The sequence below is a fragment of the Pseudoalteromonas rubra genome, assembly GCF_005887095.1.
Taxonomy (GTDB): domain Bacteria; phylum Pseudomonadota; class Gammaproteobacteria; order Enterobacterales; family Alteromonadaceae; genus Pseudoalteromonas; species Pseudoalteromonas rubra_E.
Genome location: NZ_PNCI01000061.1, coordinates 1 through 14,837 on the forward strand (window position 1 = coordinate 1; position 14,837 = coordinate 14,837).

The following is a 14,837-nucleotide window of genomic DNA, read 5'->3' on the forward strand; positions in this document are numbered from 1 at the left end:
AGCAGGAGCTTAGATAACGGAGTACTTGATGTATTTCGTCAATCCGTATCCCGAGCCCGTCAATCAGCACTCAAAGCCCGTCATCCCGGCCTCCGAGCCGGGAACCATTCCAAATACAACAAAAATACCACAGATAAAAACGAGAGGTGTTTTGCATCTGAGTAACCCATCTTACGGAGTCGCCTGTGAGTAGATCCCGTGTCGAGCATGGGATGACTGGGAGGAAGCATGCGGTAACGGAGCAGGAGCTTAAATAACGGAGTACTTGATGTATTCCGTCAATCCGTATCCCAAGCCCGTCAATCAGCACTCAAAGCCCGTCATCCCGGCCTCCGAGCCGGGAACCATTCCAAATACAACAAAAATACCACAGATAGTAACGAGGGGTTTTGCATCTGAGTAACGCCATCTAACGGAGTCGCTTGTGAGTAGATCCCGTGTCGGGCACGGGATGACTGGGAGGGTGCATAGGACAACGGAGCTGGCGTTTAGATGACGGAGTGCATAATGTACTCAATTATTTCGCACTCAAAACCCTGTCATCCCGGCTCCCGAGCCGTGAACCATCCAAAAGACAATACGCTCAGCGAATCTAGTATACCTTGTCAGCATCCCAAGCCCGCTATTCTGCACTCAAAGCCTGTCATCCCGGCCTCCGAGCCGGGAACCATTCCAAATACAACAAAAATACCACAGAGAGTAACGAGAGGTGTTTTGCATCTGAGTAACTCCATCTTGCGGAGTCGCCTGTGAGTAGATCCCGTGTCGGGCACGGGATGGCTGGGAGGAAGCACAAGGCAACGGAGCAAGAGCTTAGACAACGGAGTACTTGATGTATTCCGTCAATCCGTATCCCGAGCCCGTCATTCTGCACACCAAGCCCGTCATCCCGGCCTCCGAGCCGGGAACCATCCCAAATACAACACACATACCACAGATAGTAACGGGTGGTATGTTGCGCCTGAGTAATGCCATCTAGCGGCGTCGCCGATAGGTCGATCCTATGTCGAGCTCGAAATGACTGGGTCAGTGCATAAAGCGACATAACTGAGTTTATAAATCACCCATAAAAAAGGGCTAAACCCTAAGGTTTAGCCCTCATTAAAAAGCCTGGGGAAAGTGCTTATTGAGCTTTTGCGTTTAATGTTACGCCAGAGAACGTTCTGTAAGCATTAAGACCGAAGTACCAGGTACCCGCTTGTGGGTTAGTGAAAGTACAAGTCTCTGCGTTACCACCTTTATAAGGACGGCAATCGTAGCTAGAGCTGGTAGGTGCACTACCTTGCTTAACGAACAGGTCAGCGTCGCCAGTACCACCAGAGATAGTTACTGTCAGGCTGCTCATACCCGCAGGTACGTCTAGTGATTTCTGGATCCAGTTGCCAGTGCTTGCAGACAGGTTAGACTCTGTTAGTTCAACAGGACCAGTTGAACCACCTGCAGATTCAGCTTTCAGGCTCACACCGCTGTATGCAGAGTAACCGCGCATCATAACGTGGTAAGTACCAGTAGACGGGTTATCAATTGTACAAACTTCGTTGTTACCACCTTCGTATGGACGACAGTCGTAAGTTGACTGAGTAGGCTTAGCATTTGCACGTACGTACAGGTCAGCATCACCAGTACCGCCACTCATAGTGAAGGTTACTTTGCTCACGCCGCTGCCTACCTCAAAGGTGTAGAAAGTTTCGCTGCCCGCGCCGCCAGACAGGCTAGTTTTAGCTACGCCATCTTCCAGCTCGTTACCGCCAGTGCCGCCCAGTGCTGCATCGACCGCTGCAGACGCATCGATGATACCAGTACCACAGCTGGTACATGTTGCAGGGAAGCTACGTGTTGTGCTCTTCAGGATGCTCTCTACTTCATCAGGTGTTGCAGAAGGTTTCGCTTGCTTGATAAGTGCCGCTACACCTGCAACGTGAGGTGCCGCCATTGACGTACCTTGTGAATATGCATAGCTGTCGCTTGAAGGCGTGTTGCTGCCTGAGTTGTAAGTAGACAGAATACCTTCTGGGTCATTCGCAAAACTTTGCGCGCCGCCAGGTGCTGCAACGTCAATGTTTGAACCGTAGTTAGAGTAGTAAGCACGGCCACCATTACGGCCTACAGACGCAACGTTAATGATGCCTGAACAGTTACCTGGGTTGTAGTTTGCAGAGTTATCGTTGTCGTTACCGGCTGCAATAACAATGGTTGTACCGTTAGCACGGGCTGTGTTGATCGCGTTTTGGGTCGTAGAGCTACATGCACCGCTGCCACCTAAGCTCATGTTAATAACATCAGCTGGGTTTGCGTTTGCAGGCACGCCTGATACTGAACCACCTGAAGCCCAGATGATAGCGTCAGCGATATCTGAAGTCAGACCACCACACTTACCAAGTACACGTACAGGCACAACTTTTGCGTCGTAAGCAACACCGGCAACACCTTCACCGTTGTTAGAAACCGCAGCAACCGTACCCGCTACGTGTGTACCGTGCCAGCTTGAATCACGTGCACTGTGAGTATAACCACACTCGTTACGTGATACAGCATCACCCGGGTCACGTGCGTCACTGTCACGACCGCCGCCATCGTTGGCAACAGACAGATCAGAGATCATGTCGTAACCTGGTAGGATGTTTGCGTTCAGGTCAGCGTGTGGGCGATAACCAGTATCCAGAACAGCAACAACTACGCCGTTACCCGTTGCTTTGTCCCATGCTGCTGGTGCGTTGATACCGCCAGCTGTTTCAAAGTAGTGCCACTGATCCGAATAACGCGGGTCATTAGGTGTTGCGAAAGGCTGTAACATTTGGTCAATTTCGATGTACTCAATATTGCCAGTAGCAGACATTTCCATCATCAGGCTTTGTGCTTCAGCTGCACTCAGCTTTTGATCAACACGCATAACGTGGTGGTTGCTTAGCGCCATTTTGCGAACGTACTTAGTTTTCAGTGAAGATTTTTTCTTGCTTTTGAAGTTCTTCACGAAACTTTGTGCGCGCGAGTTCATCATCGCTGGCGACATGTCGGCACCAGAAATAGACATAAGCTGATTACTGTTATCTTTATATTTTATGATGAACTGGGTACCGGCTGTGTTCTGGCTTTGCATTTTCTGGCTCAGTTGAGCAATGTTTGCGTTGTTATTGAATGCTTCAACGTTGTTAGCCATTGCATTTGAAGCGGCGAACATGCCTGACATCGCTAGCGCGACAGCGCCGATTTTTAAGTTGCGTGTTGTCATTATTATGATTCCTAGTTTCTTACTTGTTGTTGTTGTTCTGTTTGCGTGTGCAAGCAGATGGTTATCGAAGGTAAAGAACTGGTTAAACTATTTAAAGTGCTGTTTTGTTATTTACACTATTGTTTTTGTTATAAGCGGATGGCTAAATAGTTCAATTATGACAATAATTCTTTGTTTTTATTGCGTAATTATTATTTGTTACAGTATGAAGTATGAATTAGTTAGTATTGTAAATGATTGTAAATGGTTAATATTTTATTACTAGTTGTGATAAAATTATGTGCCTTTGTTTGCTAAATAATCGCATTACTCCACCTCCAGGGCATAAGTTGATACAATAAGCGCATAACTTTTTCAGGACACAATATACAATGTTGAACTTTGATGTGGTGATCATCGGCGCAGGCGCGGCTGGCCTGATGTGCGCGGCACAGGCTGGGTATCGGGGGCGCAGCGTCGCCGTGGTCGATATGGGCAAAAAAGCCGGTCGAAAAATACTCATTAGCGGTGGTGGTCGTTGCAATTTTACTAATGAAGGCGCTACGCCACAGAACTATTTATGCGCAAATCCCCATTTTGTGAAGTCCTGCCTGAGCCGTTACACCCAGCACGACTTTATCGAGCTGGTGGACCGCCACGGCCTGGCTTATCATCATAAAACCCTGGGTCAGCTGTTTTGTGATAACAGCGCCCAGGACATAGTCGACATCCTGTTAACCGAATGCGATTGGGCCGGGGTTGAAGTATTTCTGCGTAACGAAGTCATTAAGGTAGAACGTACCGAGGCCGGCGGATATATTGTCACCACCTCTGAGCAGGTGTTTGGTTGCCAGTCTTTGGTCGTGGCCGCCGGTGGCCTGACCATGCCCAAACTGGGCGCCACGCCCATTGGTTACAAAATTGCCGAGCAGTTTGGCCTGAAAGTACTGCCGACCATGGCAGCGCTGGTGCCCTTTACCTTGCACGACCACGATAAAGCCCGTTTCGACGGCCTGGCGGGTGTAAGCCTGCCATGCACCGCACAAAGCGAAGATGGCACCCGCTTCAAAGAGAACCTGCTGTTTACCCACCGTGGCCTGTCTGGCCCCGCGATTTTGCAGATCTCCTCGTTCTGGCGCGCCGGGCAGGGGGTGATTGTTAATCTGCTGCCAGAGACGGATATGCATGCTCAGTTGCATGAATGGCGTCAGGATCAGGGTAATAAGTCTCTGAAAAACCTGCTAAGTACTATATTACCTAAACGCTTTGTTGAGGTATTAATCAACGAGCAAACCGTACCAGAAAAAAATGCCAACCAGCTCAGTCACAGCGAAATCGACACGCTGGCCCACGCCCTGCACCACTGGCACATTAAACCCAATGGCACAGAGGGTTACCGCACCGCCGAAGTCACCTTAGGCGGCGTCGACACCGACGAACTCAGCTCCAAAACCTTCGAAGCCAAAAAAGCCCCCGGCCTGTACTTTATCGGCGAAGTCACCGACGTCACCGGCTGGCTCGGCGGCTACAACTTCCAATATGCGTGGAGCTGCGGCTGGGCGTGCGGACAGGCGTGTTAGGTAGGGTGTAATAATAAAGTTTGTATACTGCTAAGGCGGGTCATCTAATCTTCTAATTAGGTGTCCCATTTTACTATACCATTACAATCAGGTAAGTTGCTGGAATATGCTGAGGGCAACAACTTTAGCTGTGAACGTGTAAACGGAAAAAGAGTATTAGCTTGAGTGCCTAATACTGAAAGGATTATAAAAATGAAAAAAATATCCGTTACGGCCTTGTCATTGCTATTGACGGGCTGCCTGTTTGACTCTCATTTTGAAACACCTGCAAGTGCCCAAAAGAAACATGGCTCAGGGTTAGTACAATCGTCAGACCTATCTCGAAACGGTGCTTTGTCTGTCATTGCAAGGCAAGATGACGTTTGCCTGTGGAGTAACATCTCAGATAAAAAAGTATTTCCCTGTATCGCTGAGGGCAATATTGAGTTGACCGGTATCGCTGACAACGAAAGTGTGTTTTATATATCCTACAGGCTGTCTGTTAGCCTGTTTTCTGCCACGTCGGGTAAGCTGTTAGGCGCGTGGACTAGCGGTGAAAATATTATCAGAGATATAGGGATATCCAGCGACGGTGAAACGCTACTGTTAGGCTACAGAAGCGGCATAACGGAAGTAATAAATGTCAGAAGCAATCGTCGAACACAACACACATTACACGACTTAGATGTAAATACCGTGGCGCTGTCAGCTGACGGGCGCACTGCGATGACAGGTTCCAGCGATAAATTCGTTAAATTGTGGGATGTACAAACAGGCAAAGAATTACAGTCTTATAAATTTTCAACCAGAGTCAACCATGTTTCTCTTAACGCAGATGCGACTATGGCGTTCGTACTGGACTCTGTGAATGCTCGTCAATTTATTGATTTAAAATCACAAGAGTTGAGCTCTTCTTTGTCTACATATAGCAACTTCATAGAGTTTAATCAGTCGGCATTTATTAACAACGATCAGTGGTTACTCACCGCCTCGCCAAATCAAAAAGTGCAGATCTGGCGCGTTGCAGATGGGGATTTAATAGCAAAGTTTATGGCGAATAAAGTCGATGGCCGAGATCGAGCGTCAGTATTAAGCATCGCGATGGATGAATCCAGGCAAGTGGTCATCAGTGAAACAAATGATGGGGTTGTGGAAACTTGGCCAATCAAGCCTCTACTTTAAGTCCATATGAGGGGAAAATGGTATGTCGTTTAAATTGTTCAAAAAGCTGATTTTGCTGTGATTCAATAAAATCGGACACGGGTTTAGATGGCATTACTAGCACTCGAAAAGAAAAGTCTGTGACCAGAGAACGTTGTACTTTTATATTGTAATTCAAATTGGAAGCTGCCGTCTTGAGATGTCTCTTGCCGTATCAGCAGCACCAATAGCCGCTTGACCTGAGGGTTTACTTGTAAGCTTGCTAAACATGAACTGTTTCGTTTTCCCTGCCAAATTACAATAACTGTTGTGTCCAGTGCTTAATTCGATGTATCAGGCAGCGCAATGGCGTTGCTGAATCGTTATGCCTGGCGTTGCAGTCAGAGAGTGTTACGGAAAATAGGGTTTTGCTTTTGATAGCTGGCACAAATGCGGCCTCGGTGTGATTAAAGTGGTGCTCAAAAAAGCGGCATTTAGTCTGGCTACGTCCAGGATAGCATTGAATTGAGGCGTGTCTTTTAGGCCGTTTTCTAGCCAGTCTTTTAGTACCACAATGTCAGAAAAACTGACGTGATTGAACGATTCAAACAGCGCTAAATAGCCCTTATTGTGTACGTTGATAAAGATTTCGCTGAAGTATTCTTCGTCTGCCTGCACATACATAAAAGGTTGTGTTACGGTGATATCTTGCCAGCCAAATACGGTGCCATCCATATTAACAATAGCGGTTACTTCGGGTGCCTTTGCTGCGGTATAAAACGCCGCAGCACCGCCGTAAGAATGACCCAGAATACCTACCTGACCATTGAGTGCATTGAACAACGGGCTTTGCGGGTCGTGATCCATGTGTTTTTAGCCATTACAAAACGCTGATCTGCTGACCACATGGGTAAATCAATGCCCAGAGCGTCTGAAGGCAGCTCTATCGTTGTTATCGCTTTTGAATTGGGCGGCTGATAATAATCCGAGCCAAAACTGTGATTGATGGAAGCGACCAGGTATCCCCGACTGGCGATATATGCAGCCATGATGGTAAACAACTCGGGATTAAGGTAATAACCGTGGGAAAAAATGATCAGGGGTAAAGCGCTGTGTGACAGCTGTATTTCACTCTCTGCGGCAATGTTCCATGTCATTGCGCTCAGCGGAGCAATATAGGTCATATCTGCGTCTTCATCATAAATCAGCCTGTGCGAGCGCGAAAACTGATTGCTTAACAGCGGTAATCTCTGGGTGCTGGCGGTTAGCTTGGTGGGGTAGAAAAATCGTACACCAAGTTGTCTGGGCGCGTTTGGTTGTGTTCTGTGGTTGTGACGGTTTAAGTCCTCAAAATGCATGTAATGCGTGCCAACCGGTTGCTCCAGCGGCAGGATAAGTTTATTTACAGAGTGGTCAATATTGAGCTGTGCAAATAGTGGCTGTGTCTTGAGCAGGCAAAACAGGCTGAAAAGCAGGTAAATCGATAGTCGTGGCATCAATGGCACTTTGTTATTGTTATCTGGCTTGTATATCTCGAGGTTATAACACTTTCATGCAATTTTCAGCTTATTCGGGCGCTTTCAACTTATGCAAAATCGTGCACTGGTCTACCTGCTCACCACTGCATGAGGCGAGGGGTTGTAAGGATTGCTCCAGTAGTACGAGTTAGCGCAGATATTCACCGCTATTTATTTTTTAATTTTAAATACCTGTGTTCTATAAAAACGGGACGTAATATTGCTAAAATCGCAAAGTTACCTTTGCCTGGGTAATTTTAATTAAAAGGAATATAGGGAATTACATGTCTAAAGATAAATTGAAAAAAATCTTTTCACCTACTGAAGGGGTTGAAATATCGCGGCGAAAAATGATGTATGCGTTGCCTGTATTAGGTGGGGCAGCCATTTTGGGCTCGAGAAAGTCACAAGCATCAGAAACTGCAACCGAAATCGATGCCAGCTCGTACACCGTTACGTCCTCCTTGGGTGGCGTATCGTCTACCACGCCCAGAGCGTTAAGTGAACGCTTTACAGACCGAATTTATGCCAAGGATTTTGGTGCAACCATGTGGCATCAAGACACTAGCGCTAGTTCAAATATTCCAGGGCTGAATGCTGCTTTTGAGTTTGCAAATCAGGAAAGCCACAATGGAGAAAGAAAAGTTGTTGACTGCGGCCCTTCAAGAATATCGGTCAATAAGAGCACAACCGCAGCAGGAGTTGTGGACTTTAATTTGTTGGACTGGCCGGAGAATACGACGGTTAACTACACGGGTCCAGCAGGCGAACAGGTACTATTTCTAAATCATATTAGCCACCCCTATGGAGGCTATCCAGATGGTGTCCCGGTTAATGAGCTAAATATCACTGCACCTTATCACCCCGGGCTTATTTTAAATGTAAAGACTAAAGCGTCTTTTGGACAGTATGAGCAAAAAGCACATAAAATAGCCGAAGAGACGGGATCAGACACAGTGGATTCTTCATCCATTGGATTTAGAATTGATGACGAAAATATCTGGCAATGGACTGTGAATGGTGACAGGTCTTTCCATAAAAACTTGTGGAGTCAAGAGCAGGGGTTACTGGTCTATCGTTTTGTTATGAGTGGTAATACGGGTGATGTGGGTATTCAAAGGCGCAACCCTCAATACCCGATGGATATTGCTGGTGGGATGCGTGTCATAGCAACAGATGAAAATGGCCCAGGTTACAATCAGTACGATAATGTGAAGCGTTTCCCCTCACCTGAAATTGTTCTGGAAAATAACATACAGGGCCAGAGTAAAGGGATAAAACTTGCCACAAACCCGACGGGTGACATGCTCAAGGTGACTACTTTGCACAACGCCCCCCAAGGCAGTGCCTATCTCGCCCTGAATAAAGGCTATTTCTACACTGTTGATGACTATTCCCCTAACTGGCAGGGCGCAGCCTTAAAGCTTGGACGCCATTCCGAGACCAAGAGATCTATCAATGTGTCAGGCACAATCAATACGGATGGCAGAGATTATGCCGAGTATATGGTTAAGAATGAGACCTGCGGTGACATACGTAAAGGCGATGTGTGTGGTATTGATAGCAATGGGCAGCTTACCGACAAATGGCATGAGGCCGTATCCTTTGTAGTAAAGTCGACCAACCCTTCATTTGTAGGTGGAGATAACTGGCATGAAAATGGCGTTAAACCATTGCCTGAAGCTTATACGGAAGAAGAGCAGAGACAGCACCTACAGCAACTTGAAGCACAAAGGAAAAAGGTAGACAGAATCGCATTCTGTGGACAGGTGCCCGTCAATATCATTGGTGCGGAGCCCGGTTCCTATTTAGTGCCTGTAGATGCAAATGGCGGGATTGGTGTTGTCGCTAAGCGTAAGTCAGATTTATCTTTTAGCGAATATATGGATTGTATTGGCCAGGTAATTGCTGTTGAAGAAGATGGCAGGGCAAGGGTGATTGTGAAAGTCAGCTAAGATACATGAGCCATGTTTCAGGCCTTACCTTTGAAGTATGGCCTGAACTTCCAGGTTACACATTTTAGTGATGATAACTTAAAGCGTTATATCACTTTTCAGCCTCTTCCCGCGCCTTCAACTTATGCAAAATCGAACACTTTTCTACCTGCTCGGCGCTGCATGAGGCGAGGGTTTGCAGGGATTGTTCAAGCAGGGCGAGTTCGCGCTGGGCGCGTTGTACCTGGGCGAGTTGTTCGGCGATGATTTTATCGACCACGGCGCAGGAGGCGTTGGGGTCGGCTTGTACTTCTACCAGGCGTTTGATGTCGTCCAGCGGGATGTTGAGCTCGCGGCAGCGGCGGATAAAGATCAGGGTGTCTACGTCGCCCGGTTGGTAGTGGCGGTAACCGTTGCTGGCGCGTTGTGGTGCGCTGAGTAAACCAACTTGTTCATAATAGCGGATGGTTTTCGCATTTATCTGGGATTTCGTCGCAAGTTCGCTGATTTTCATATTGACCTTCCAGTCGCTGTAACCTTTAGCATCCGCAGTATCATTTATTCCTGTCCTGAGGGTCAAGTAAATAGTTATGTCTGATACGTTTCGTTCTGCCGGTTTGGTTTTATCTGTAAGTTGTTTATCACTGGGGATGTCGGTGAGTGTGGCGGCGCCGCTGAGTCCGCTGGCCACTGCTGTGAGTGCTGCGCTGGTTGCGCCAGGGCCTGAGCATCATGAACATGAGTCCCATGCTGAAGAAAAGCATGAAGACGGGGACCATGATGCACACTCAGAAGGTGAGCACCATGATGAGCACGGCCACGGTCATGAGATGGAAAAAATCGTCATTCAGGCAACGCGCTCTGGCCGTATTGCCGATGAGCAGCCGGTGAGGGTGGAACTGATCAACCACGAAGAAATTGAAGAAAAGGCGGCAATGCGCCCGGGTAACATTTCTATGCTGGTGGCCGAAACCGGTGGTGTGCGCATGCAAACCACGTCGCCTGCGCTGGGCAGTGCCAATATTCGATTGCAGGGTTTGTATGGTCGTTATACTCAGCTGCTGGCCGATGGCCTGCCGCTGTATGGTAATCAGGCAGCGTCGATTGGCCTGTTACAAATTCCACCAACGGATCTGGGCCGGGTTGAGATCATCAAAGGCTCGGCGTCGTCTTTATATGGTGGCTCGGCACTTGGCGGGGTGATCAACCTGATCTCTCGTAAGCCGGGCGACGAGTTCAAGGGCGAGGTGCTGTTGAATCTGACCACACGCGATGGCCAGGATCTGACGTCTTATATCGAAAGTCCGCTGAGTGATGACCTGAAAGGCTCGCTGACGCTGGGTGCCCATCATCAGAAGTCCGAAGACATAGACAACGATGGCTGGTTCGATTTGGCCGGGTATGAACGTTACACAGCACGGCCGCGTTTGTTCTGGGAAGGAGAGCAGGGTGAAACTCTGTATGTCACGGCCGGAGCCATGACCGAACAGCGCACGGGGGGAACCAAAGATGGCTTTACCATGGCGGATGGCAATCCGTATGTGCAAACGCAGGATTCAGAACGTCTGGACGGTGGATTTGTTTATAGCCAGCCGATGTCCGACACGCTTACGCTGCATGCACGCTCATCGGCCATGATACAAAACCATGAGCACGGCTTTGGTCTGGTACTGGAAGAAGACAAGCACGAAAGCTATTTGTTTGAAACCAGTGTCAGTGGGTACAACGAAAAAACCGACTGGCTACTGGGCGTGGCCTATCAGTCGGATGTGTTTGAGTCTGAGACATTTCCGAGCTTTGATTATCGCTATGAAGTGCCAGGCCTGTTCGCTCAGTTGGATCACACGCTGAGCGATACGCTGACCGCCTCGGTGAGTGCACGGGTGGACGATCACAATGAATATGGTACTCAGTTCAGTCCTCGGGTCACCTTGTTGTATCGTCCGGGTGAGCTGACGGTACGCGGCTCCTATGCACAGGGCTACTTTGCGCCAACGCCTTTTGTGGAAGACATCGAAGCGGCGGGCTTATCGCGTTTGGCACCGATAGGTGAATTGCAGGCGGAAGAGGCCGAAACCGCCTCGCTGGACTTTACCTATACTTTTGATTCGGTTGAAACCAGTCTGACCCTGTTCGGCTCAAATGTGGATAACGTGACTGAGCTGGAGGTGGTGCCAACACCGGATGGCTCGCAACCCACTCAGGTACGCCTGATCAATGCGCTGGGTGAGAGCCAGATCCGTGGCTCAGAAGTGCTGCTACGTTATTACTGGCGCGACGTAAAACTGACTGCCAGCTATTTATACCTGGATGCAACCCAAAGTGTGGATGGTCAGACGCGTACAGAGATTGCGCTCACGCCTAAACACTCAGCGGGATTTGTCGCCATGTGGGAGCAGCACGGTAACTTCCGCGCTGGCTTCGAAGCCTACTACACCGGGCCGCAGCGCCTGAATGCTAACCCGTTTGTCACTGAGTCCGACCCATACTGGCACCTGGGCCTGATGGGGGAGATCACCACCGGGCGTTACAGCTGGTTTATTAACTTTGAAAACCTGCTGGATGTAAAACAAACCGACGAGCATCCGCTGTTGTTACCACAGCAGGCAGTCAGTGGTCAGTGGACGACGGATATCTGGTCGCGCAACGATGGTTTTATTGTTAATGCCGGTGTGCGCATTAAGTTTGGTCATTAACCCCCAGACGCAGTTGTTTGTGGATGGTGTCCCTTGCTGATAAACCAAGTGGCTTTTTGGTGGATCCCGTGTCAAGCACGGGATGACGGATAAGGGGACTCTAGATGACGGGAAGAGGTCAAGGTGCAATAGAATGGAAGACTGTGAAAAGGGCTGTTGCTTTTAGTCAATCAGCACCAGCTCCTGCTCAATACCAATAAACTGTTCCAGCAACAGCTGCGCCTGATGCACGTCGCTTATTTTCCAGGCGGTAGGCTTGAGTGTACGAAGTGATTTAATCAGAGTGCCGTTTAAATCGAACTGGTTCAGCGTCAGGCTACTCTGGTCAACGCTGAAGATATGCCCGCCTTTGATCACCATTGCGCGCCCATTCAGAGATGAAAGCGCTGTGGCGTGAGCAGGGTTTTCACCTAGTGTGAAGCGTTTTACTTTACCCAGAGCGTCACTGTAGTAGACCTGCTTATTAGCCTGCCATGCGCGGTGTACGCCGTTTACCCCCAATTTTGTCAGCTGGTTACTTACTAAATCATATAGATACAAACCGCCGGGCACGGGGTCGTTGATCAGTACCAGCAAGTGCTCCGGGTTACCCCATGTCTGAACGTAATGAATCGGTAATGTTGTACTCAGGCTCTGCTGTCGGCCAGACAAGTCCGAGATATAAAGTGTGCCACCTTGTGCCCAGAGCAATTGTTTTGCATCAGCTGACCACACAAACCCGTGGATTGGATGCGTTACACTGGCATCGCTCAGCGCAATTGCCTGATCGTTCTGCCAAACCCAGAGTTGATCAGTACCGTTACGATTGGACACAAAAGCAATGTGCTGGCCGTCGGGTGAAAACTGAGCCTGCCGCTCCTGCGCCTGCGTGCGCGACAGGCTGGGGTAGGGCAGGGCGCGGGCGTTTAAATCGTGATTTATGTCTGCGGCTGTGTCGGCCGAGGGGGCGTTGCTAAGCAGCAGGTGCGCAATATCGATGTCTTTACCACCGTGAATGGCTGCCAGAGTGTGATCAATTGGATGTTTGTCTGCAAAGAGAAGATGACTGGCCGGAGTCGAGAGCTGGCTTACCTTACCCCCGAGGCTCAGTGTGTACAGCTGGCCGTTGCTGACTGCTAGCAAAGTGTTACCGTCGGGTGTAAACCGACCAGGCAAATAGGTGTTCGAGTCCATATGTGTCAGCAGAGTGATTTGATTGCGGTGTAAGACCTGCGCCTCTTTATCCACAATCCTCAGTATGTGATTGAGCTGTTTGTCCTGGCTTAGTAAGGCAAAGCGCTGACTGGGCGCATGATAATCAAAGTGGTAAAGATGTTCGTTTTTGGTGGAGAATAAGGTATTGATACTCTTAGTTAAGTCGTTGTACTGAACCAGCTGGCTTTGACCCGTTTCGTGTTGTAAGAAGGCGTAAACGTGATTGGGCAGTGCTCTGGGAAAATGAGGTTGAGTATGGTTGCACAGATAACGTGATCTAATGGATTGCGGCTGACCGAGTGCCTGCGCAAAGTCCAGTGAAGCCAGCGTCCAGCAGGACTGGGTGTCGACCTTATCGCGCTCAAGGTTGCAATCTGCTTTGGCGGCAAACACCAGCTCGCGGCCGTCGGGGGTAAAACTTGCTGCACCATATTGCCCAGGTGTGTGACTGAGCTGATGCTCTTTGCCACTGCTAATATGTCTGGCCCACAGGTGGTTGGTGCAACTGCCGGCATAGCGGTTAAAGATCAGGTAGTCGCCATCGGGGCTAAAAATAACATGTGATTCATGAGCATCCGTGTGGGTTACTGGGGTCAGGTGAGTGTATTCAGGGCCTTGATTTTCGGGCCAGAGCAGATACAATAAAGTAATCAGTAAGAGAGTACTTACTACCAGTTTTGATGCTTTAAAATAGGGGTGGTGAGTTACTCTGGTTACCGTCTCAACCGAGGGCTCCGTCCAGCGCACTGGAGCAATCAGGCGATACCCTATTTTTGGATGAGTGGCGATAATGGTGGGGTTTTTGGCGTCGTCTCCCAGTACTTTGCGCAAAATGGCAATACAGCGTTGCAGGGCGTTGGGCACCACTTCAGCACCTTGCCAGACCTGACTCATTATCTCCTGATGGGTGACCACCTGTTCGCCATGCTCACGCTGACGTTGTGCGAGTAGCAGCAAGACCTGCAACACTTTTGGTTCTACATGGGTTTGCTCGCCATCCAGGATCACCACAGAGCGCGACAAATCAATTTCATACGCATTAATAAAGAATCGTGTCTGTGTCATTGTAACCTGCTACTGCCTGAATCCGGCATTGAGTGTACGGTGCAATGCCTGCACTGTCGAGGTGCACAGCAGCAGACGCTGACCTGTAATTTGTGACATTGTTTTGCAGTAGACAGTTATGTGATGGGTATACGCCAGAGTAAAGCCTTTTTGCTGTGCCGCCTCATCCCGACCCCTTTGTCAGCTATGCCGCTTCATTCCGGCCTGCGAGCCGGGGAACCATCCAAAACACGGCTCAAGTGCTGAGGAGAGTAATATGAGGCTGTATGTATCTGAGTGAACTCACCTTTTGTGTAGCTGGTGAGTAGATCCCGGCTCGGAGGCCGGGATGACGGAGAAAGGGGACACGGAATAGCAGTTTTTGGTCAATAAATGGCTGTAATTGGCGTACAAGGAAGGTGGGAAATATTCCTCGATTCTATGGTTTTGGCTCATCGGCTCTGCGCCTAATGCCCCTTAGTCGTCAACCAGCTTAAGCGTCTTGTCATCCCGTCCAGTGCCCCTGTCATCCCGGCCTGCGAGCC

Annotated in this window: 9 protein-coding genes; 4 read left to right on the forward strand and 5 right to left on the reverse strand. The window is 49.0% G+C overall.

What is annotated here, in order from left to right; all coding sequences use genetic code 11:
* Positions 1–1,123: 1,123 nt before the first annotated feature.
* Positions 1,124–3,229, reverse strand: a complete 2,106-nt coding sequence (locus tag CWB99_RS21145; protein WP_138551010.1) for a S8 family peptidase — start codon at positions 3,227–3,229, stop codon at positions 1,124–1,126.
* Positions 3,230–3,600: 371 nt separating this feature from the next.
* On the opposite strand from CWB99_RS21145, the gene CWB99_RS21150 reads away from it, so the two are divergent.
* Together CWB99_RS21150 and CWB99_RS21155 are read left to right on the forward strand one after the other, a co-directional pair.
* Positions 3,601–4,788, forward strand: a complete 1,188-nt coding sequence (locus tag CWB99_RS21150) for an NAD(P)/FAD-dependent oxidoreductase (protein WP_138551011.1) — start codon at positions 3,601–3,603, stop codon at positions 4,786–4,788.
* Positions 4,789–4,980: 192 nt separating this feature from the next.
* Complete coding sequence (locus tag CWB99_RS21155; protein WP_138551012.1) at positions 4,981–5,949, forward strand: WD40 repeat domain-containing protein; 969 nt, start codon at positions 4,981–4,983, stop codon at positions 5,947–5,949.
* Between the two features lie 369 nt (positions 5,950–6,318).
* Here the strand turns inward: CWB99_RS21155 and CWB99_RS21160 are convergent, their stop codons facing one another.
* Complete coding sequence (locus CWB99_RS21160) at positions 6,319–6,774, reverse strand: acyl-CoA thioester hydrolase/BAAT C-terminal domain-containing protein (protein ID WP_138551013.1); 456 nt, start codon at positions 6,772–6,774, stop codon at positions 6,319–6,321.
* Positions 6,723–7,403, reverse strand: coding sequence for a hypothetical protein (locus CWB99_RS21165; protein WP_138551014.1), 681 nt, complete (start codon positions 7,401–7,403; stop codon positions 6,723–6,725). The genes CWB99_RS21160 and CWB99_RS21165 overlap by 52 nt, the downstream gene beginning before the upstream one ends.
* Positions 7,404–7,708: 305 nt before the next feature.
* Here CWB99_RS21165 and CWB99_RS21170 point away from each other — a divergent pair, with 305 nt between their 5' ends.
* A complete protein-coding gene (locus tag CWB99_RS21170; protein ID WP_138551015.1) occupies positions 7,709–9,379 on the forward strand; it encodes a hypothetical protein in 1,671 nt (556 codons plus the stop codon).
* Positions 9,380–9,470: 91 nt separating this feature from the next.
* Here the strand turns inward: CWB99_RS21170 and CWB99_RS21175 are convergent, their stop codons facing one another.
* Positions 9,471–9,872 carry a MerR family transcriptional regulator gene (locus tag CWB99_RS21175; RefSeq protein WP_138551016.1) on the reverse strand — a complete coding sequence of 134 codons (402 nt, stop codon included), beginning with the start codon at positions 9,870–9,872 and terminating at the stop codon, positions 9,471–9,473.
* A gap of 76 nt (positions 9,873–9,948) precedes the next feature.
* Here CWB99_RS21175 and CWB99_RS21180 point away from each other — a divergent pair, with 76 nt between their 5' ends.
* Positions 9,949–12,054: a TonB-dependent receptor plug domain-containing protein gene (locus tag CWB99_RS21180; RefSeq protein WP_138551017.1), complete on the forward strand. Its 2,106-nt coding sequence runs from the start codon at positions 9,949–9,951 to the stop codon at positions 12,052–12,054.
* Between the two features lie 162 nt (positions 12,055–12,216).
* Here CWB99_RS21180 and CWB99_RS21185 read toward each other — a convergent pair whose 3' ends face one another.
* Complete coding sequence (locus CWB99_RS21185) at positions 12,217–14,313, reverse strand: winged helix-turn-helix domain-containing protein (protein ID WP_138551018.1); 2,097 nt, start codon at positions 14,311–14,313, stop codon at positions 12,217–12,219.
* Positions 14,314–14,837 lie beyond the last annotated feature (524 nt).